This is a genomic window from Eubacterium segne (assembly GCF_014287775.1).
Taxonomy (GTDB): Bacteria; Bacillota; Clostridia; order Lachnospirales; family Lachnospiraceae; genus Eubacterium_G; species Eubacterium_G segne.
The window spans coordinates 1-20,445 of the sequence record NZ_JACOOZ010000006.1 but is presented as its reverse complement, the minus strand read 5'-3'; the positions used below and the strand labels follow the sequence as shown (position 1 = coordinate 20,445).

18 protein-coding genes, 1 riboswitch and 1 other annotated feature are annotated in these 20,445 nt (G+C 37.6%); all 18 genes read right to left on the bottom strand.

Features of this window, described 5'->3' with window-relative positions; translation table 11 throughout:
• Positions 1-48: 48 nt before the first annotated feature.
• The 18 genes from H8S00_RS09060 to rpmG all read right to left on the bottom strand — a co-directional run bounded on the left by H8S00_RS09060 (position 49) and on the right by rpmG (position 20,168).
• The gene (locus tag H8S00_RS09060; RefSeq protein WP_021952261.1) at positions 49-1,710 is read right to left on the bottom strand and encodes an alanine/glycine:cation symporter family protein; all 1,662 of its coding nucleotides are present in this window, start codon (positions 1,708-1,710) and stop codon (positions 49-51) included.
• A 167-nt stretch (positions 1,711-1,877) separates the two neighbouring features.
• Entirely contained in the window at positions 1,878-2,306 is a 429-nt protein-coding gene (locus tag H8S00_RS09055; RefSeq protein ID WP_021952260.1) for a hypothetical protein, read from the bottom strand.
• Positions 2,307-2,321: 15 nt separating this feature from the next.
• On the bottom strand, positions 2,322-3,254 hold the full coding sequence (locus H8S00_RS09050) for a thiamine pyrophosphate-dependent enzyme (RefSeq protein WP_021952259.1): 933 nt from the start codon (positions 3,252-3,254) through the stop codon (positions 2,322-2,324).
• Positions 3,254-4,447 (bottom strand): pyruvate ferredoxin oxidoreductase, encoded by a 1,194-nt coding sequence (gene porA / locus H8S00_RS09045; RefSeq protein WP_118589399.1) that lies wholly within the window; start codon positions 4,445-4,447, stop codon positions 3,254-3,256. Before porA ends, H8S00_RS09050 begins: the two co-directional genes overlap by 1 nt.
• Before the next feature lies 1 nt (position 4,448).
• Positions 4,449-4,751, bottom strand: coding sequence for a 4Fe-4S binding protein (locus H8S00_RS09040; RefSeq protein WP_021952257.1), 303 nt, complete (start codon positions 4,749-4,751; stop codon positions 4,449-4,451).
• Complete coding sequence (locus H8S00_RS09035; protein ID WP_021952256.1) at positions 4,752-5,324, bottom strand: 2-oxoacid:acceptor oxidoreductase subunit gamma family protein; 573 nt, start codon at positions 5,322-5,324, stop codon at positions 4,752-4,754.
• A 131-nt stretch (positions 5,325-5,455) separates the two neighbouring features.
• Positions 5,456-6,169 carry a queuosine precursor transporter gene (locus tag H8S00_RS09030; protein ID WP_118589400.1) on the bottom strand — a complete coding sequence of 238 codons (714 nt, stop codon included), beginning with the start codon at positions 6,167-6,169 and terminating at the stop codon, positions 5,456-5,458.
• A 78-nt stretch (positions 6,170-6,247) separates the two neighbouring features.
• Positions 6,248-6,973 carry a radical SAM domain protein gene (locus tag H8S00_RS09025; protein ID WP_021952254.1) on the bottom strand — a complete coding sequence of 242 codons (726 nt, stop codon included), beginning with the start codon at positions 6,971-6,973 and terminating at the stop codon, positions 6,248-6,250.
• Between the two features lie 154 nt (positions 6,974-7,127).
• Positions 7,128-10,967: a DNA-directed RNA polymerase subunit beta' gene (rpoC, locus tag H8S00_RS09020; RefSeq protein ID WP_118589401.1), complete on the bottom strand. Its 3,840-nt coding sequence runs from the start codon at positions 10,965-10,967 to the stop codon at positions 7,128-7,130.
• Positions 10,968-10,984: 17 nt separating this feature from the next.
• The gene (gene rpoB / locus H8S00_RS09015; protein ID WP_186840441.1) at positions 10,985-14,815 is read right to left on the bottom strand and encodes a DNA-directed RNA polymerase subunit beta; all 3,831 of its coding nucleotides are present in this window, start codon (positions 14,813-14,815) and stop codon (positions 10,985-10,987) included.
• A gap of 236 nt (positions 14,816-15,051) precedes the next feature.
• Positions 15,052-16,467, bottom strand: a complete 1,416-nt coding sequence (locus H8S00_RS09010) for an alanine/glycine:cation symporter family protein (protein ID WP_186840440.1) — start codon at positions 16,465-16,467, stop codon at positions 15,052-15,054.
• A riboswitch (glycine riboswitch) is annotated at positions 16,467-16,572 on the bottom strand. It overlaps the preceding gene by 1 nt.
• An 86-nt stretch (positions 16,573-16,658) precedes the next feature.
• Complete coding sequence (gene rplL, locus H8S00_RS09005) at positions 16,659-17,024, bottom strand: 50S ribosomal protein L7/L12 (protein WP_021952250.1); 366 nt, start codon at positions 17,022-17,024, stop codon at positions 16,659-16,661.
• A gap of 70 nt (positions 17,025-17,094) precedes the next feature.
• On the bottom strand, positions 17,095-17,592 hold the full coding sequence (gene rplJ / locus H8S00_RS09000) for a 50S ribosomal protein L10 (protein WP_118589404.1): 498 nt from the start codon (positions 17,590-17,592) through the stop codon (positions 17,095-17,097).
• Between the two features lie 52 nt (positions 17,593-17,644).
• Positions 17,645-17,788: a sequence feature (ribosomal protein L10 leader region), on the bottom strand.
• A gap of 88 nt (positions 17,789-17,876) precedes the next feature.
• Entirely contained in the window at positions 17,877-18,575 is a 699-nt protein-coding gene (gene rplA / locus H8S00_RS08995; RefSeq protein WP_021952248.1) for a 50S ribosomal protein L1, read from the bottom strand.
• 142 nt (positions 18,576-18,717) lie between these two features.
• Positions 18,718-19,143: a 50S ribosomal protein L11 gene (rplK, locus tag H8S00_RS08990; protein WP_118589405.1), complete on the bottom strand. Its 426-nt coding sequence runs from the start codon at positions 19,141-19,143 to the stop codon at positions 18,718-18,720.
• A gap of 103 nt (positions 19,144-19,246) precedes the next feature.
• Complete coding sequence (nusG, locus tag H8S00_RS08985) at positions 19,247-19,765, bottom strand: transcription termination/antitermination protein NusG (protein ID WP_021952246.1); 519 nt, start codon at positions 19,763-19,765, stop codon at positions 19,247-19,249.
• 24 nt (positions 19,766-19,789) lie between these two features.
• Positions 19,790-19,999 (bottom strand): preprotein translocase subunit SecE, encoded by a 210-nt coding sequence (gene secE / locus H8S00_RS08980; protein ID WP_021952245.1) that lies wholly within the window; start codon positions 19,997-19,999, stop codon positions 19,790-19,792.
• Positions 20,000-20,018: 19 nt separating this feature from the next.
• Positions 20,019-20,168 carry a 50S ribosomal protein L33 gene (gene rpmG, locus H8S00_RS08975; protein ID WP_021952244.1) on the bottom strand — a complete coding sequence of 50 codons (150 nt, stop codon included), beginning with the start codon at positions 20,166-20,168 and terminating at the stop codon, positions 20,019-20,021.
• Between the last annotated feature and the right edge of the window lie 277 nt (positions 20,169-20,445).

The window sequence follows — 20,445 nt, the reverse complement described above, 5'->3', positions numbered from 1 at the left end:
TTTCACTATTTTAATACCCTTTTTTGTCTATAAAAAGTATATGTCGCACTATTTATTTTTTCTTTTTGCCTTGTCAACCTCAGGCTGGAATCTTTCCACCTCTTTAGCTATTACCCCACTTAATGCAAGGAGGCATATAAGGTTTGGAATTGCCATTAATGCATTAGCTATATCTGAGAAATTCCATACCACATCCAAAGCCGTGGTTGCGCCCACAAATACCACCAGTGAGAACACTATTCTGTACACCATGTTAAATTTGTGAGTATTGAAAATATATTCAAAAGCCTTTTCACCATGATATTCCCAACCAAGTATGGTGGAAAATGCAAATAAAACTATTCCTATGGTTACTAAATATCCTCCTAATTTTCCAAGAACAGATGAAAATGCTGCAATGGTAAGAGCTGCTCCCTTTACCACTTCCTTATATTCATATTTACCACCCTCAAATATGTACTCATTGCCTGCTGCGTCGTTCCATGTTCCATCTATAACCGAAGGCTGCTTATCCTTCTCTGAATATGTAAGCTCTATGGTATTTTCTTTGTTATTATCATCAACATATTTTAATATTAAATTTGAATTTTTAAGTTCATATGCATAATTAACATTTGCATCCTTTTTGTCGTTATCATGAGCTACCACTGCAATGTTATTTGACTCCACATCATATGTTCCCTTAATAGTGGTATCTGTCATACCAAGCACTCCTGATGAAGCTATGCAAAGTCCTGTTATGGTACATACTACAATGGTATCCCAAAATGTACCTGTCATGTTAATATATCCCTGACGTACAGGATCATCTGTGGTGGCTGCTGCTGCTGTTATGGCTGCTGAACCCATTCCTGCCTCATTTGAGAAAACTCCACGGGCAACACCGTAACGCATGGCATTCATCATTGCCGCTGTTATAGCTCCGCAAAGTCCACCTCCCACTGCATTAAAGCTAAATGCCATTTTAAATATCATGGCAACCCCTGCCGGAACATTTTGTATATTTAATATAATAACAATCAATCCTGCTATTACATAGAAAATAGCCATAAAAGGCACAACAACTGATGACACCTTTGAAATTGTCTTGATTCCTCCTACAATAATTACAAGAGCAAGAATTGTAAGAATAACACCTACTATGGTAGTTGATACTCCAAAGGTGTCATGTACTGACTCCGCAATGGAGTTAGCCTGTGTCATGTTACCGATACCAAAGGATGCTATTACTGCAAACACTGCAAAAAGCATTCCCAGAAATGCTCCTAGTTTTTTGTTTTTAAAGCCCTTTTTCATTGTGTACATAGGACCACCGGACATTTCGCCTTTTTCGTTGACTTCACGATATTTTATGGCAAGCATACATTCACTAAATTTTGATGTTAATCCAAAGCAGGCTGATATCCACATCCATACCAATGCTCCGGGACCACCTGCCACCATAGCCGTAGCCACTCCTACTATGTTTCCTGTTCCAATGGTTGCCGCCAAGGCTGTAGTAAGTGCTGAAAATGGTGATACATCACCTTCTCCCCTACTTGTAGTTCTTGCTTCCTTACTTAATGTGCTTTTCAATGCATACCCTAAATTTCTCCAAGGTCTGAACTTTAATCTTACTGTAAGAAATACTCCTGTTCCAACCAGCAATATTAACATCACCGGTCCCCACACAAAATCGTCAATAGCTGAAATTATTTCTGCAAAACTCATATATTTTTTCTCCCTTTTTTGAAATAAAAAAATAAAAGGAGGTAGTCAAAATAGAACTACCTCCTTTGGTAACATATTATGTATCATAGTTTAATGTGAAAATATTGTCAAGGTATTCCATGAAATATCTTAATATATAAGCCTTTTAGAATATTTTTTCCAATAAACTATCTGACATTTAAATTCTTTAAGTATTCTTCAATAACTGCTTTTCCCTTTTTGGATTTAAAATTAACTACCACAATCACTATAGCAAGTAAAACAGTTACCACCAGACACAAAATTATGTTATCCGTCTGCTTTTGCATTGCCGAAGCAACAAATCTCGCAACAATAAGAATAGCTGCAAAAAATACCAGTCCATACAAATAAAATCCATAGGTGAATTTTCCTGATATAATGCATTTGTCACTTTTATCCGCCAGTTTTCCTTTAAAGGTCACGGGAATCGCATCTTCCCCATTATTAAACTTTCCCTGCTCTAAGGTGATGCTTATCTTATCATTTTCTAAACCAACTTTAAGATTTTTCTTTTCAGCCTTACTTTTCATCACGTTAATCAGTGATTTTTTGTCTCTGTTATATTCAAATTCCATATTGCTATCCTTTAATTATCTGCTGCATTTAAACAGTAAATCTTCCCATCTTCTGTCAACCTCCTTCTGATACTTTTCTATCAGATGTTCATTTTCAGGTTTAAAAAGATGCTTAAATCTTCCCTGAGTTTTCAAAAACTCTTCAATTGGAAGTCTGTTCTTTGGCTCATAGTTAAGTATCCATTTACCCTCAACTACTTCAAACAAAGGCCAGTAATTAGTTTCAACAGCTTTTTTGCAAATATCCATTATTTCATCTGTCTTGTACTTCCATCCTGTAGGACATGGTGAACATACATTTAAAAATGCAGGGCCTTCAGTATAAATGGCTCTTTCTGCCTTTGTATGTAAATCCTTAAATCCGTTAAAGAATGTAGTCTGTGCCACATATGGAATGTCATGGGCTGCTAAAATTGCTGCCAAATCCTTTCTATACTGCTCTTTTCCGTTGCATTTACTTCCTACAGGAGTTGTAGTTGTATCTGCATACATAGGCGTGGCAGATGAACGCTGGGTTCCTGTATTCATATAAGCACCGTTGTCATAACATACATATGTATAGTTAGTTCCACGTTCCATTGCTCCTGATAATGACTGAATACCTATATCGTATGTTCCACCATCACCGCCAAAGCAGATAAACTTGTAATCTTCCTTGAGTTTTCCTTTTCTTTTTAATGCCTTGTATGCCCCTTCAACACCACTCATGGTAGAGCTTGCATTTTCAAAAGCACTATGTATATAGCTGTCTTCCCATGCCACGTATGGGTACTGGAAAGATGAAACATTTAAGCACCCTGTTGCACATCCTATAACAGCTTTATCTCCTTCGTGAAGTCCACGAAGAACATTTCTTGCACAAATTGTGGCTCCACAACCTGCACACATTCTATGACCGGGAGCAAAACGTTCCGGTTTATTCATTGTTTCCTTAAAATTGTAACCCATTATTTTGCCTCCTTATCACGTAATCCCATATATCTGTATGTAGGACCTGTCTCACCTGTTTTTGCTATATCCTTTAATGTTTCATAAACATTTATCATATCTTCCACTCTTACATCACGCCCACCAATACCATACATAATATCAATGGCAAGAGCATCACATTTTCCCGTGTACATAGCCTGCATTGTTTCAGCACCTAAAGGACCACCGTTTGTAGAAAATGCCTCGCTTCTGTCCATAACAGCTACTGCCTTGCATTTCTTTAATGATGCTGCAATTTCTTCTCCCGGAAACGGTCTGAAAGAACGAACCTTTATAAGTCCTACCTTATCACCATTAGCTCTCATTCTGTCTATTGCATCTTTAGTAGTTCCAGCTGCTGAACCGATGATAACCACTGCATATTCAGCATCTTGCATCTTGTATTCTTCAATCAATCCGTACTTACGTCCTGATATTTTTTCAAATTTTTTTGCAACATCTAAAATAACCTTCTTAGCATTTTCCATTGCGTGAGCCTGTGCTTTTCTTGATTCCATATAGTAATCGGATACAGCATAAGGTCCCACAGCAAAAGTTTCATCCGGATTTAAAAGATAGTCTACCGGCTGTCTTTCTCCCACAAATTCTTTTACCGTAAGGTCATCTAAAAGCTGCATGTTCATAACTGCGTGACTGGTTATAAAACCATCCTGACATATCATAATAGGAAGCATAACATCCGGGTGTTCTGCTATATTATATGCCATAACCATGTTATCATAAGCCTCCTGATTATCCTCGGCATATAACTGTATCCATCCTGAATCTCTTGCACCCATGGTGTCTGAATGGTCACAGTTAATATTAAGAGGTCCTGTAAGAGCTCTTGCCACTGCCGCTAATGCTATAGGCATTCTGCTGGAAGCCGCAACACCTAATACCTCCCACATAAATGCAAGTCCTGCTGAAGATGTAGCAGTAACGGCTCTTGCTCCGGCAGCTGCCGCTCCTAATGCCGCACTCATGGAACTATGTTCTGATTCTACAGTGATAAATTCCGTATCTACTAATCCGTTAGATACATAATTTGAAAAATACTGTGGTATTTCCGTTGACGGTGTAATAGGAAACATTGGAAATACATCCGGATTAATTTGTCTGAGGGCTGTAGCTACAGCCTCATTTCCTGACATTAAAACTCTCTTTGGCATCCTATTTCACCTCCATCTTAATTGCATTAAAAGGGCATGCCTTTACACAAATGCCACATCCCTTGCAATGATCGTAATCTATAGCCTGTCTTTTATAATCTTTTACAGGAATTGCACTGTCAGGGCAAACCGGCACGCATAAAAGACACTGCTTGCATTTTTCTTCATCAACTACAGGAGCTACGTTAGTCCAGTCACCTGTTACAAATTCTCTTGTAGTTCCACATCCCACAATTGTATTTCCTCTTGTTACATCCTGCCATGCAACATCCTGAGCTAATTTGGTAATATCTGTCTTAGCCATCTACTTAACCTCCCTTAACGCAATTCTTAATGCTTCCATATTTCCCTTTACCACTTCCGGCTTTTTAGCAAATTTATGCCTAAATGAGCCTTCCATTTCGTTAAGGAATGTTTCGTCATCAATAACACCTGTTACTTTAACTATTGCAGCAAGCATAGGTGTGTTTGGGAAGTTTTTGCCAAGAGTATCCATTGCAATCTGTCTTGCATCAATTGTATATACTTTTCCTTTGTATCCTCTTAAATGTGGGATGATTTCTTCCTTACTCTTTGCCGTATTAATAATAATAGCACCATCTTCTCTAAGTCCGGCTGTTACATCCACTATTTCAATAAGTGTTTCATCAACAACTACTACAAACTGCGGATCATAAATATTAGAATGAACCCTGATAGGTTTATCACTTATTCTGTCATATGCAGTAATAGGTGCTCCCATTCTTTCCGGGCCATACTCAGGAAAACCCTGGGCATTCTTTCCTGTTTTAAAAGCCACTTCTGCCAAAAGAAGCGCTGCTGTTTTAGCACCCTGACCTCCACGTCCGTGCCATCTGATTTCAAGAGTATTCTCCATTTTTTAATTCCTTCTCTTTTTATAGTTTTCTCAAATACTTATGTAACTTATTTCGTTTAATTCTTTAGTGTGTTAAAGTTACGCTAAATTTTATTATATACAAATGCCTTTAGAATTGCAATAGTGAAGATTTACTGTATTTGGGCTTTTAAATCATCTTTTTCCTTAATTTTTCTTGCTAAATAAACAAATGGAGTATCTGCTAAACTGGTTACAATAAATATAATATAGCTTGATATTACAATGCTCCAAAGGGTCTTTATGCTATAAATTCCCCAAAATGAAGCAAAGGTAAATAATAAATCATTTAAGAATTGGGATACCATAGTGGAACCGTTATTTCTAAGCCACAAAAAATCTCTTTTGCTGTTGGAGCGTTTTTCTGTAAAACTCCATATTTTATGGTATGCCCACACATCAAATTCCTGAACTATTGCATACACTAACATACTGGCAATCATAATTCTTGGAGTATTTGAAAAAATAGTTTTCATTGCTCCCATCATTATGTCCGTAGAAGATGGTGTGTATAAAAGCCACCACTGGGAAAGAATAATAAATGTAACAGATGTTGCAATTCCTATATGTACAGCTTTTCTTGACTCTTTTTTACCATATAATTCACTTATAATATCCGTAACAAGAAACGTTGATGCAAACAAAACATTTCCCAAAGTCATTTCCATTCCAAAGGCAACAATAACAATTAAAACTTCTATGTTAGCAGCAATTGTAGCTAACACCGTAAAGCAGTAAAGTCCCTGCTTTCCAAAAAGTTTAAAGAAAGCAATAACACTTCCATAAATAATAAATATTGATAATACTAATAAAACTTCATTTGACATAATACTTATCCTCCTGTTTTTTGTCTTTTACAGCTATTGCATCAATTTCTTTGCATAGCCGGCATATGTCTTTTTATTCTATTTGTTTTCTCCCACACCAAAATCCGTATTATTAAGAAGGATATCCACTCTTTCATTGTCTATGTATTTTGGATATACCTCTTTAATAAATTCATTAATTACTTTTTTGTCCGGTTTTATAGGCATGGCATTTTCCACCATAATGTTTACACACACTCTTTTAAAATACTTAAGCCCCATTTCAATGTCCCGTATCATTGAATCTGCATTTTGTCCCTTTATTCCCTGCAAAAGATTTATCTCGTCAAAATATTTAGCAATAACCTCAGGATTCTTTTCTTCAATTCCTTTTACCAGCACTTCCTCACGTAATTTGTAATCAAAGGTTTCTAATCCTAATTTTATAAGTACGGTAATTCCAAGATGTGAAAAATCCTTTTTAAACTTTTCAATGTCATCTTTATGCATATAATGGCATTCAAAATGCACCTCATTAATCCCTTTATCTAAACAGATATCCTTTATTAACTTTATGGTTTTATCATCTAAATCCACAAAGCTCCCTGAATTAATGACCTCTAGTTTTTTGTAAATTCCTGTTATGTGACCTAATGCTTCTTTGTTTATTTTATAGTTGTTTTCAATATCCAAACTACTATCTAAATGATAATCACAAAATCTGCATTTTCGCCATTTACATCCATCACCTACAAGCATTACTATTTCTCTTGGATTCTTCTCTTTAATAACAGAATATCTTACAGGATTAAATCCTTCCACCATAAAACTTTTCCTCCTAAACTGAAAAAAGAGTGCACTAAGGCACTCTTTTTCATTCTTATATTAATTCTTATATAAATTAATAATATAGGTTCCCTAGTTTTGTTTATAGACAGGATGGTTACGAACTGTCTTTTATATATTAATATATCTGATTTTACTCTTCTGTAGCATCAGTGCTTTCGACATCCTCTGAAACAGTAACTACTTCTTCTGAAGTATTTACCTCACCGTTTTCTTCTGCCGGTGTTTCTCCTTCAGCTGTTGTTTCCTCATCACCTTCTGATAATTCTAAAACATCATCCTCTGAAAGAACTGTATTTCTGTTATCTGTAGAAAGTCTTACAGAATTGTATCTCTTCATTCCTGTACCTGCCGGAATCAACTTACCAATAAGTACATTTTCCTTGATACCGATAAGTGGATCAACCTTACCGTTAATAGCTGCTTCAGTAAGAACTCTTGTTGTCTCCTGGAATGAAGCTGCTGAGAGGAATGAGCTTGTAGCAAGAGATGCCTTTGTGATACCAAGCATAATCTGTGTACCTGTTGCAGGCTCTTTGCCTTCTTCTACTAACTTCTCATTTACTTCATTGAAATCAAGAACTTCCACTGTTGTTCCCGGTAAGAACTCTGAATCACCGGCTGTTTCCACCTTAATTTTCTTAAGCATCTGTCTAACGATAACCTCAACGTGCTTATCGTTGATATCAACACCCTGTAGACGGTATACTCTCTGAACTTCTCTAATCATATAATCCTGTACTGCACGAAGTCCCTTAATCTTTAAGAGGTCGTGTGGATTAATACTACCTTCTGTAAGCTCATCACCGGCTTCAAGTATTGTTCCATCAAGAATCTTAATTCTTGAACCATAAGGAATTAAGTAAGCCTTTGACTCACCTGTTTCATCGTTTGTTACAATAATTTCGCGTTTCTTCTTAGTTTCCTTGATTTCAGCTCTACCACCAAATTCTGCAATAATTGCAAGTCCCTTTGGCTTTCTTGCTTCAAACAATTCTTCTACTCTAGGAAGACCCTGTGTAATATCGTCACCGGCAACACCACCTGTATGGAAGGTTCTCATTGTAAGCTGTGTACCAGGCTCACCAATTGACTGAGCGGCAATAATACCAACAGCTTCACCTACCTGTACTCTCTGTCCTGTTGCCATGTTTGCACCGTAACACTTAGCACAAACACCTATATGAGATTTACATGTAAGAATTGTTCTTATTTTAACCTTTGTAACACCTGTTGCAACAATTGCAGCTGCCCTCTTAGGTGTAATCATATGGTTTGCTTTTACTATAACATTACCCTCTGCGTCATACATTGTCTCTGCAGCGGTTCTGCCTGTTATACGTTCTTCAAGGCTTTCTACAACTTCATTTCCGTTCATTAATGACTCAATTTCCATATAAGGAATAGCCTTGCCTTCACAACAGTCAACATCACGGATAATTAAATCCTGTGATACGTCAACAAGTCGTCTTGTAAGGTATCCTGAATCGGCTGTACGAAGAGCTGTATCAGAAAGACCTTTACGGGCACCATGGGCAGAAATAAAGTATTCCAAAACGTCAAGACCTTCACGGAAGTTCGATTTAATAGGAAGTTCGATAGTCTTACCTGTTGTATCTGCCATAAGACCACGCATACCGGCAAGCTGTTTAATCTGCTTGTCAGAACCACGGGCACCTGAATCAGCCATCATAAAGATGTTGTTATACTTATCAAGGCCACCAAGAAGTGCGCTGGTAATCTTATTATCGGCATCCTGCCATGTTTCAATTACTTCTTTATATCTTTCCTCGTCTGTTAAGAAACCTCTTCTAAAGTGCTTTGTAATCTTATCAACAGTCTTTTCTGCATCTGCTAAAATCTGCTTCTTAGCAGCCGGTACTGTCATATCTGAAATTGAAACTGTCATGGCAGCTCTTGTGGAGAACTTGTAACCCATAGCCTTGATATTATCAAGAACCTCTGCAGTCTTTGTAGCACCATGGTTATTAATAACCTTCTCAAGAATCTGCTTTAACCCTTTCTTTCCTACATGGAACTCAACTTCAAATCTAAGATAATCTTCATCTTTTTCTCTCTTAACAAATCCTAAATCCTGAGGAAGTATTTCATTGAAAAGACATCTTCCTAAAGTAGTGTCAATAACACCTTCTACTTTTTCACCTTTTCCGTTAAATACTTTTCTCTTAATTTTAATCTTCTGATGAAGTGAAATATCGCCATTTTCATATGCAATAATTGCCTGGGCAACGCTACTGAAATAACGTCCCATAACATCTAACGCTTCTGAAATAACAACTCTGTCATCTGCCTGATATCTGATTATATCCGATGTTTTAATTATTCCATCATCTAAATCTTTCTTAATTTCTTCTTCAGACTGATATACCTTTTCACCAGCCATTGCTTCTTTTTCAGCATCTCCGGTGTAATCTACCATCTTATCCATTGTCAGATAGTAAATACCAAGTACCATATCCTGTGAAGGGACTGCTACAGGCGCACCATCAGACGGCTTAAGAAGGTTGTTAGGTGAAAGTAATAAGAATCTACATTCAGCCTGTGCCTCCACAGAAAGTGGAAGATGAACAGCCATCTGGTCTCCATCGAAATCGGCGTTGAAAGCTGTACATACCAACGGATGTAACTTAATAGCTTTACCTTCTACTAATACCGGTTCAAATGCCTGAATACCTAATCTATGAAGTGTCGGCGCACGGTTAAGCATAACCGGATGTTCCTTAATTACATCTTCAAGTACATCCCAAACTTCTGTCTGAAGTCTTTCCACCATCTTCTTAGCACTCTTAATATTATGTGCTGTGCCGTTTGCTACTAATTCCTTCATTACAAATGGCTTAAATAATTCAATTGCCATTTCCTTTGGAAGACCACACTGATAAATCTTAAGTTCAGGTCCTACTACGATAACTGAACGTCCTGAGTAGTCAACACGCTTACCAAGTAAGTTCTGACGGAAACGTCCCTGCTTACCTTTAAGCATATCTGAAAGTGACTTAAGTGCTCTGTTACCAGGTCCTGTTACAGGTCTGCCACGTCTTCCATTATCGATTAATGCATCAACAGCTTCCTGAAGCATTCTCTTTTCGTTTCTTACAATAATCTCAGGTGCTCCAAGTTCAAGAAGTCTTTTAAGACGATTGTTTCTGTTAATGATTCTTCTGTATAAATCATTTAAATCAGATGTGGCAAATCTACCACCGTCTAACTGTACCATAGGTCTGATATCAGGTGGAATTACCGGTATAACATCTAAGATCATCCATTCAGGTCTGTTTCCTGAATTTCTGAATGCTTCGTGCACCTCTAATCTCTTTACGATTTTTGCCTTTTTCTGACCTGTCGCTTCAAAAAGTTCCTGCTTTAATGCTTCTGCTTCTTTATCAAGGTCAATTGCCTGAAGCAATTCTTTTATTGCTTCAGCACCCATTCCTACTCTGAACTTGCCATCAAATTCTTCGTAAGCTTCTCTATATTCCTTCTCTGACAATACCTGCTTGTACTCCAATGTGGTATCCATTGGGTCAAGTACGATATATGACGCGAAGTATAATACCTTCTCTAAAACTCTAGGTGAAATATCAAGTATAAGTCCCATTCTTGAAGGGATACCCTTAAAATACCAGATATGTGATACAGGTGTAGCAAGTTCTACACTACCCATACGTTCACGACGTACACTTGACTTTGTAACTTCAACACCACATCTGTCACAAATTACGCCTTTATATCTGATCTTTTTATATTTACCACAATGACATTCCCAATCCTTATTTGGTCCGAAAATCTTCTCACAGAACAAACCATCTTTTTCAGGTTTTAAAGTTCTGTAGTTAATTGTCTCCGGCTTTGTTACCTCGCCTCTTGACCATTCTCTGATTTTCTCAGGTGATGCAAGACCAATTTTAATTTTATCAAATGCTGCCTGTTCACTAACATTCATGTCTGCCATGATCAATCTCCCTTCTTTTAATTTTCTTCTCCGTCAGAAAATACCTCTCCTGAAGCATCAACTGTCTGGAGTTCATCATTTACAAATTCCTGTGTCTGGAAGCCTGCCTGTTCAAATGCCTGACTATCTTCCTTATTTCCACTAAAATTCTTATCGCTGTTTAAGATTGCATTGAAGTTTGTTTCACCGTAATCAACGCTTTCCTTTAATTCAACTTCTTCATCATTTTCATCTAATACCTTAATATCTAATGCCAATGACTGAAGTTCCTTAATAAGAACCTTGAATGATTCAGGAATTCCCGGCTGAGGGATATTTTCACCCTTAATAATTGCTTCGTAAGTCTTAACACGTCCTACAACGTCATCAGACTTAACTGTTAAGATTTCCTGTAATGTGTATGATGCACCATAAGCTTCTAATGCCCAAACTTCCATTTCACCAAATCTCTGTCCACCGAACTGAGCCTTACCACCAAGTGGCTGCTGAGTTACTAATGAGTAAGGACCTGTTGAACGTGCATGAATCTTATCATCTACTAAGTGATGGAGTTTTAAGTAATGCATGAATCCGATTGTTACAGGGCTGTCAAAATACTCACCTGTTCTACCGTCTCTAAGTCTTACCTTACCATCTCTGTTAATAGGAACCCCTCTCCATTCTTCTCTATGGTCAAGGTGTTCTTCTAAATATTCCATAACTTCAGGTCTTAATGTATCCTTATACTTAGCCTGGAAGTCTTCCCATTCAGTGTTTGCATAATCATTTGCAAGCTCAAGGGTATCCATAATATCATACTCGTCTGCTCCATCAAATACAGGTGTTGCAATATTGAAACCTAATACCTTTGCAGCAAGACTTAAATGAATTTCAAGGACCTGACCTATGTTCATACGTGAAGGTACGCCCAATGGATTAAGCACGATATCAAGTGGACGTCCGTTTGGAAGGAATGGCATATCTTCAACAGGTAATACTCTTGAAACTACACCCTTGTTACCATGACGTCCAGCCATCTTATCACCAACGGAAATCTTTCTCTTCTGTGCAATATATATACGAACTGATTCATTAACACCAGGTGCTAATTCATCACCGTTTTCTCTCTTAAATACCTTAGCATCAACAATGATACCTGACTCACCGTGAGGAACCTTAAGGGATGTATCTCTTACTTCTCTTGCCTTTTCTCCAAAGATTGCTCTAAGAAGTCTCTCTTCCGGTGTAAGTTCTGTTTCACCCTTAGGTGTAACCTTACCAACAAGAATATCCCCTGCTCTTACTTCAGCACCAATTCTTATGATACCTCTTTCATCAAGGTCTTTTCTTGCATCATCACCAACGCCCGGAACATCATTTGTAATTTCTTCAGGTCCAAGTTTGGTATCTCTTGCCTCTGTTTCGTATTCTTCTATATGAATTGATGTATAAACATCATCCTGTACTAATCTTTCACTAAGAAGTACGGCATCCTCGTAGTTGTAACCTTCCCATGTCATAAATCCAATAAGCGGGTTCTTACCAAGAGCGATTTCACCATTAGATGTGGAAGCACCATCGGCAATAACTTCACCGGCTTCTACATGGTCACCCTTAAATACGATTGCTCTCTGGTTATAACAGTTACTCTGGTTACTTCTCTGGAATTTAAGAAGTTTGTATGTTTCCTTCTCACCGTTATCATCATATCTTAATGTGATTTCCTTAGATGTAGATCTTTCAACTACACCTGCACGTTTTGCAACAACACATACACCTGAGTCAACAGCTGCCTTGCCTTCCATTCCCGTACCAACTACAGGAGCTTCTGTAGTCATAAGAGGAACTGCCTGACGCTGCATGTTAGATCCCATAAGGGCACGGTTAGCATCATCGTTCTGTAAGAAAGGAATCATGGATGTAGCAACTGAGAATACCATTCTAGGAGAAACGTCCATAAGGTCAATTCTCTTCTTGTCAAACTGTGATGTTTCCTCTCTGAAACGTCCTGATACATTATTGTTTACAAAGTGTCCTTCTTCATCTAAAGGTTCGTTAGCCTGTGCTACTGTGTAGTTATCTTCCTCATCAGCTGTAAGGTAAACAACTTCATCTGTTACCCTTGGATTTTCAGGATCTGATTTATCTACAACACGATATGGTGCTTCAATAAATCCGTACTCATTTAATCTGGCAAAAGATGCAAATGAGTTAATAAGACCGATGTTTGGTCCTTCAGGTGTCTCAATAGGACACATTCTTCCATAGTGAGTATAATGTACATCTCGAACCTCGAATCCGGCACGGTCTCTTGAAAGACCACCAGGTCCTAAGGCTGATAAACGTCTCTTATGTGTCAACTCACCAAGTGGGTTATTCTGATCCATAAACTGTGACAACTGGGAACTTCCAAAGAATTCCTTAACAGCAGCTGTTACAGGTTTAATGTTAATTAATGTCTGTGGTGAAACTCCTTCAAGATCCTGAGTTGTCATTCTTTCACGAACAACTCTTTCCATTCTTGAAAGACCTATTCTATACTGGTTCTGAAGTAACTCGCCAACTGCACGGATACGTCTGTTTCCTAAGTGGTCAATATCATCAGATGTACCAATACCATACTCTAAGTTGAGTAAGTAGTTAATAGAAGCAAGAATATCTTCCTTAGTAATGTGCTTTGGAACTAATTCATGAGCACGTCTCTTAATGGCATCCTTTAAATCTTCTTCTGAATCATTTTCTTCAAGGATTTCTGCCAAAACAGGATAATATACATCTTCTAAAATTCCAAGACTCTTGCAGTCAAAGTCAACATAGGCATTAATATCTACTGCAAGGTTTGAAAGTATCTTTTCATTCTTAACATCTGTCTGAATCATAACAGATGGAATTGCAGCATTCTGAATCTTTACAGCTAAATCCTTTGTAACTGTAGTTCCTGCTTCCGCAATAACCTCACCTGTAGTCATGTCTATAACATCCTCTGCTAATACATGACCTGTGATACGATTCTTAAATGCTAATTTTTTGTTATATTTATAACGTCCTACTCTTGCAAGATCATATCTCTTTGCGTCAAAGAACATTCCTGTAATAATTGATTCCGCACTGTCAACACTTAAAGGCTCGCCCGGACGGATTTTCTTGTATAACTCAAGAAGTCCGCTCTCGTAATCGTCACTCTGGTCTTTTTCAAATGTAGCAGTAAGTTTCTCTTCTTCACCAAATAATTCAGTGATTTCTGCATTTGTTCCAACACCTAAAGCTCTAATAAGAACTGTAACCGGTACTTTTCTTGTTCTGTCAACACGAACATAAAATACATCATTAGAATCTGTTTCATATTCTAACCATGCACCACGGTTAGGAATAACCTGTGAAGTATATAATTCCTTACCAACCTTATCATGTCCGATAACATAATAGATACCAGGTGAACGCACCAGCTGACTTACGATAACACGCTCAGCACCATTGATTACAAATGTACCTGTTGCTGTCATAAGAGGTAAATCTCCCATGAAAATCTCATGTTCTGTAAATTCTCCGGTTTCCTTATTATGAAGTCTTACTTTTACCTTCAAAGGTGCAGCATATGTTGCATCTCTTTCCTTACATTCCTCGATTGTGTATTTCTTTTCATCTTCACACAATTTGAAATCAACAAATTCGAGGCTTAAGCTCTGTCCGTAATCTTCAATTGGAGAAATATCATCTAATACTTCTCTAAGACCTGATGTCAGGAACCATTCATATGAATCTCTCTGAACTTCAATAAGGTTAGGCATTTCAAGCACTTCTTTTTGTCTGGAATAGCTCATTCTGATGCCTTTTCCCGCTTTTACAGGACGAATTCTGTTCTTTTCCATCGACGTTTCACTCCTTGTCTTTATTTTGTTAATTAATTAGCTACATAAACTTTATTTTATTAGTTTTTAAAGCGTTTTCTTAGTAAAAAACTGCCATTTTTGCTCTTAAAAGGGCGCACTAACCCCCTTGTATGCGCGTAGCAAATTTTACTATACCACTAAATGTAAAAAGAGTCAACCATTTAAAAACAATTGACTCTTTTCATGTATAATATTTTAATTTTGTTTAATGTTAATTATAATTCTTTATTCTTTTTAAGGTACTCACGGGTATCCTTTGCCACTACACCACCTAATGCAAACAAAGCAATTATGTTTGGAATTGCCATAAGTCCGTTAAAGATATCAGCTATAGTCCAAACTGCTGCAACTGTCATATAAGGTCCAATGAATACTGCCAAAATATAAAGCCATCTGTAAACCTTTACAGCACCTTTGCTTCCATTAAAGAGATATTCAAGACATCTCTCACCATAATAATTCCATCCAAGAATAGTAGTAAAAGCAAAGAACACAAGACAAATCATTAATATAAATGATGCCACATCTCCCGGAAGGAAATATAATCCCTTCTGCCATGCTGCAGTTGTAACCTGAACGCCTTCAAGACTCTTATCTGCCCATGTTCCCATCATTACAATTGATAAACCTGTCATTGTACAAATAATTATTGTATCAATAAATGTACCTGTCATTGAAACAAGTCCCTGTCTTACAGGTTCCTTAGTCTGAGCTGCTGCAGCTGCTATAGGTGCAGAACCAAGTCCTGACTCATTGGAGAAAATACCTCTTGCAACACCTTTTTGCATTGCAATTGCAATAGAGGCAAGAACACCACCTGCAACGGGTTTAACGCCAAATGCTCCTTCAAATATTTCAACAAAAGCTCCCGGAACATTTTCAATATTAGCTATAATAAGTACCAAAGCTGCAACTACATAAATAACTGCCATAAACGGAACAATTATCTGTGATACACTGGCAATTCTCTTAATGCCGCCAATTACCACCAAGCCTACACAAAGTGCAAGAATTACTGCCGAAACAACAATTGCATATGAATATTCAGCTCCAAATATGCTTACAGTATGTGCCTTATTAGGATCAAAAAATCCCTGTACGGCTGATGCAATACCCTGAACCTGTGTAAATGTACCTATACCAAACAAACCTACACACGCCCCAAAGAAAGCAAAGATTTTTCCAAGCCATCTCCAATTACGCCCCATACCGTTTTCAATGTAATAAAATGGTCCGCCAAGCACATGACCATCTTCGTCTATCTTTCTATACTTTACTGCAAGAAATCCTTCAGAGTACTTTGTTGCCATTCCAAAGAAGGCTGCCAACCACATCCAGAATAAAGCTCCCGGTCCACCGGCAAGAACGCCAATAGCTGTGGCTACACCTACGATATTTCCTGTTCCAATAGTTGCTGAAAGTGCTGTACACAATGCCCCAAAGCTTGTAACTTCACCTTCACCTTCATCTTCGTTTTTAACCATAAATCTAAGAGCTTTAGGTAAATGTATTACCTGTATAAGTCTCAAACGAAAAGTAAGGTAGATACCTGCTGATAAAATGAGTACGATAAGCGGTACTCCCCAAACAAAGTTATCTACCTGACCTAAAAACTCTGTAAACTGTTTCATTTTTTCCTCCTGTCCTTTTGCCTGAGAGATCGACTGTACTTCCAGTCTTACACCTTCGGCGCCTGAGTCAGCTATAAGCCATCAGACCTCTCCAGTTATTTTTTCTCAATATTATCAATAGAATATATTTTCAAAAGAAAACAGACATTATGTATTAAATACAAATGCCTGTCTCCATTTAAACAAATTAATTATTTAAGAGTTACTGTTGCTCCAACTTCTTCTAACTGCTTCTTAAGAGCTTCAGCTTCTTCCTTAGAAATTCCTTCCTTAACAACCTTAGGTGCTCCGTCAACAACTTCCTTAGCTTCCTTAAGTCCTAAACCTGTAGCATCCTTAACTGCCTTAATAACTTTAACCTTCTGAGCTCCAACTTCTGTTAACTCAACGTCAAATTCTGTCTTTTCTTCAGCTGCTGCTGCATCTCCACCTGCTGCTGCAACTACAACACCTGCTGCTGCAGATACTCCAAATTCTTCTTCACATGCCTTTACAAGGTCATTTAATTCTAATACTGTTAATCCTTTGATTACTTCAATGATTTCTGCTGTTGTCATTGTAAATTCCTCCATTTTATTCTTTTAATTCTTGTGCGGACTCATAATCCGTAATTGCTCATACAACTAATTACTGAGCTGCTTCTTCGTTCTGTTCTGCAATCTGCTTAATAACACGAGCGAAGTTTGTAATTGGTGACTGCATAGATCCAAGTAATTTTGAGAGAAGTACTTCTCTTGATGGAATAGATGCAATCTGCTTTACACCGTCTGCATCATAGTAAACACCGTCAACTACACCGCCTTTAACTTCCAATGCTTCTGCACCCTTTGCAAAGTTTACTAAAACTCTTGCTGCTGCAGTAGCATCATCCTTACAAACTGCGATAGCTGTAGGTCCTTCAAGATGCTGAGCTAAATCTGAAAATTCTGTATCTTTGATTGCAAAATTAATCATAGTGTTCTTGTATACTTTGTATACAACGCCTGCTTCTCTTAACTGTTTACGAAGCTCTGTGTCCTGTGCAACAGTAAGTCCACGATAGTCAACTACAACTGCTGTAGCTGCACCATTGAGTAATTCTGAAATCTCTTCTACGATAGGTTTCTTTAACTCTACTTTTGCCATGAATGTCTTGCCTCCTTATTTTTTTTAGGTCTGCAACCTTCATTCGCCGAACTTATTCATAAAAAAACTCCCTGCGAAAACAGAGAGGTACTAATAGTCATATATAAATAACTCCCTCGGTAGGCGATGTTAATGCTTACTTCACATATGAATCATATGCAAAACCTACTGTCTTCGGCAATTGGTTTTTAACCACTTGTGCATAATAGCACATTATTATTATATTGTCAACTGATATGCTTCAATAAACATGAAGCATATCAGTAACAAGTTACATAAATAAATTATGCGTTAACAATTTTTGAAACGTTAACCTTTACACCAGGTCCCATTGTTGATGTAACAGTGATTGACTTAATGTAAGCACCCTTAACTGCTGCCGGTTTAGCTTTCATAATAGCACCCATAAGCGCTTCGAAGTTCTGTGTTAACTGTTCTTCTGTAAATGAAGCCTTTCCAACAGGAACGTGAACGATGTTAGCCTTGTCAAGTCTGTACTCAATCTTACCTGCTTTGATATCAGCAATAGCTTTTGTAACATCCATTGTTACTGTACCTGCTTTTGGGTTAGGCATTAAGCCCTTTGGTCCGAGAACACGACCAAGTCTACCAACAACACCCATCATATCAGGTGTAGCTACAACCACATCGAAATCAAACCATCCGTCGTTCTGAATCTTAGGAATTAATTCTTCTGCTCCAACAAAATCTGCTCCTGCTGCTAAAGCTTCGTCAGCCTTTGCTCCCTTAGCGAAAACCAAAACCTTAACTTCCTTACCTGTACCGTTAGGTAAAACTACGGCACCACGGATCTGCTGATCTGCATGACGTCCGTCACAACCTGTTCTAATGTGACATTCTATTGTTTCATCAAATTTTGCAACTGCTGATTTCTTTACTAAAGAAATCGCTTCTTCTGTATCATACTGTGCAGCTCTGTCAATATTCTTTGCTGCCTCAATATACTTCTTACCTCTCTTCATTTAAACCTCCTCGTGGTAATAACGGATATACCTCCCACGTTCTTTTCAATTCATTTTTATTATAGTAGAATCTTCCTCAGACTCTGCCATTTCGAAAATGTTTCATGCAATTGTATGATAACAATGCCTTCATTTACGAAAATTAGTCTTCAACCTTGATTCCCATGCTTCTTGCAGTACCTGCGACCATGCTCATAGCAGCCTCAACTGTTGCCGCATTTAAATCCTTCATCTTTGTTTCTGCAATCTGCTGTAAATCAGCTTTTGAAATTGTTGCAACTGTTTCCTTAATTGAGTTTCCTGCACCCTTCTGAATCTTGCAGGCTTTCTTTAATAAAACTGCTGCAGGTGGAGTCTTTGTAATAAAACTAAAACTCTTGTCCTGGTAAACAGTGATAACAACAGGAATGATCATTCCCGGCTGATCAGCTGTTCTTGCGTTGAAGTCCTTTGTGAACTGAACGATGTTTAATCCATGCTGTCCAAGTGCTGGACCAACTGGTGGAGCTGGTGTTGCTTTTCCAGCCTCAATCTGCAATTTAATGTAACCTTCTACTTTCTTTGCCATTTTTCGGCACCTCCTATTGTGGTATTATCGGGAATCCCTCCCACTGCTTCGTGGCCACCACGAAACATTCTTCTTTTATCTTAAAACCAATATTTAAATGGTCTTAATTCATCTTTTTAACTTCGGAGAAATTAAGTTCTACCGGAGTTTCTCTTCCAAACATGTCCACGTTAATTGTGACTGTCTGTCTGTTATCGTCAATACGCTTAATAGTACCTGCAGTACCTGTCCATACGCCTCCAATAACAGTAATCATATCCCCTTCCGCAAAATCAATATTGACTCTTTCGGTCTTAATACCTAAAGTAGCCATTTCTTCTGCTGTAAGAGGAACCGGCTTAGATCCTGGTCCTACGAAACCTGTAACACCTCTGGTATTTCTTACTACATACCATGTGTCATCGTTCATAACCATATTAATAAGCACATATCCAGGGAAAAGCTTCTTCTCAGTAACTTCTCTTTTGCCGTTCTTCAATTCTACCACTTCCTGTTTTGGAACTGATACTTCTAATATCTGATCCTGCAATTTTCTGTTTTCAATTGACTGTTCGATATTAGTTTTAACTTTGTTCTCATATCCTGAATAGGTATGAACAACATACCATTTTGCTTCTGACATCTAATCACCTCTTATATTCTTATATTATCCAATAATCTTATCAAGACCAAACTGTATCAGCTGATCAATCATGCCAATGAGGATACCAAGAATAGTTGTGATTATAACTACTACAACGCTCTGTCTTACTATAGAAGCCTTTGTAGGCCAGATAATCTTTGCATATTCAGCTTTAAGACCTGTCCACCAGCTCTTAGTTTTAGAGCTTTTCTTCTTAGCTTTAGCTTCTGCCATGTTTCTACCTCCCAAAAAACTATTTTGTTTCTTTGTGTAATGTATGCTTCTGACAGAACTTGCAATATTTCTTTGTTTCTACTCTGTCCGGATGAGTTTTCTTATCCTTAGTAGTATTGTAATTACGCTGCTTGCATTCTGTGCATTCTAATGTGATTCTTGTTCTCATGAGATTCACCTCCGTTATATTCTATCTAATCCATCCCAGAGAGTATTTTTTTTATCACTTTTTGTAATATGAGCAAAAAAAAAAGACCTCTCTTTGCTATATAACTATAACATCTAAACCTTTTTACGTCAACAGTAAAATAGCAAATTCGAAATCTTCCTAAAATGAAATTTTAAATTCCACTCTCCCACTGTACAGTGGAATTTACTTTTACATAAACGGAATTTACTCTTTCACACCATTTTCCTCTATTATATTGCTTATTCCCTCTTCTTTT

Coding starts and splice junctions, on each gene's coding strand:
- H8S00_RS09060 (WP_021952261.1), bottom strand. CDS start 1,710: ATGAGTTTTGCAGAAATAATTTCAGCTATTGACGATTTTGTGTGGGGA.
- H8S00_RS09055 (WP_021952260.1), bottom strand. CDS start 2,306: ATGGAATTTGAATATAACAGAGACAAAAAATCACTGATTAACGTGATG.
- H8S00_RS09050 (WP_021952259.1), bottom strand. CDS start 3,254: ATGGGTTACAATTTTAAGGAAACAATGAATAAACCGGAACGTTTTGCT.
- porA (WP_118589399.1), bottom strand. CDS start 4,447: ATGCCAAAGAGAGTTTTAATGTCAGGAAATGAGGCTGTAGCTACAGCC.
- H8S00_RS09040 (WP_021952257.1), bottom strand. CDS start 4,751: ATGGCTAAGACAGATATTACCAAATTAGCTCAGGATGTTGCATGGCAG.
- H8S00_RS09035 (WP_021952256.1), bottom strand. CDS start 5,324: ATGGAGAATACTCTTGAAATCAGATGGCACGGACGTGGAGGTCAGGGT.
- H8S00_RS09030 (WP_118589400.1), bottom strand. CDS start 6,169: ATGTCAAATGAAGTTTTATTAGTATTATCAATATTTATTATTTATGGA.
- H8S00_RS09025 (WP_021952254.1), bottom strand. CDS start 6,973: ATGGTGGAAGGATTTAATCCTGTAAGATATTCTGTTATTAAAGAGAAG.
- rpoC (WP_118589401.1), bottom strand. CDS start 10,967: ATGGCAGACATGAATGTTAGTGAACAGGCAGCATTTGATAAAATTAAA.
- rpoB (WP_186840441.1), bottom strand. CDS start 14,815: ATGGAAAAGAACAGAATTCGTCCTGTAAAAGCGGGAAAAGGCATCAGA.
- H8S00_RS09010 (WP_186840440.1), bottom strand. CDS start 16,467: ATGAAACAGTTTACAGAGTTTTTAGGTCAGGTAGATAACTTTGTTTGG.
- rplL (WP_021952250.1), bottom strand. CDS start 17,024: ATGACAACAGCAGAAATCATTGAAGTAATCAAAGGATTAACAGTATTA.
- rplJ (WP_118589404.1), bottom strand. CDS start 17,592: ATGGCAAAAGTAGAGTTAAAGAAACCTATCGTAGAAGAGATTTCAGAA.
- rplA (WP_021952248.1), bottom strand. CDS start 18,575: ATGAAGAGAGGTAAGAAGTATATTGAGGCAGCAAAGAATATTGACAGA.
- rplK (WP_118589405.1), bottom strand. CDS start 19,143: ATGGCAAAGAAAGTAGAAGGTTACATTAAATTGCAGATTGAGGCTGGA.
- nusG (WP_021952246.1), bottom strand. CDS start 19,765: ATGTCAGAAGCAAAATGGTATGTTGTTCATACCTATTCAGGATATGAG.
- secE (WP_021952245.1), bottom strand. CDS start 19,999: ATGGCAGAAGCTAAAGCTAAGAAGAAAAGCTCTAAAACTAAGAGCTGG.
- rpmG (WP_021952244.1), bottom strand. CDS start 20,168: ATGAGAACAAGAATCACATTAGAATGCACAGAATGCAAGCAGCGTAAT.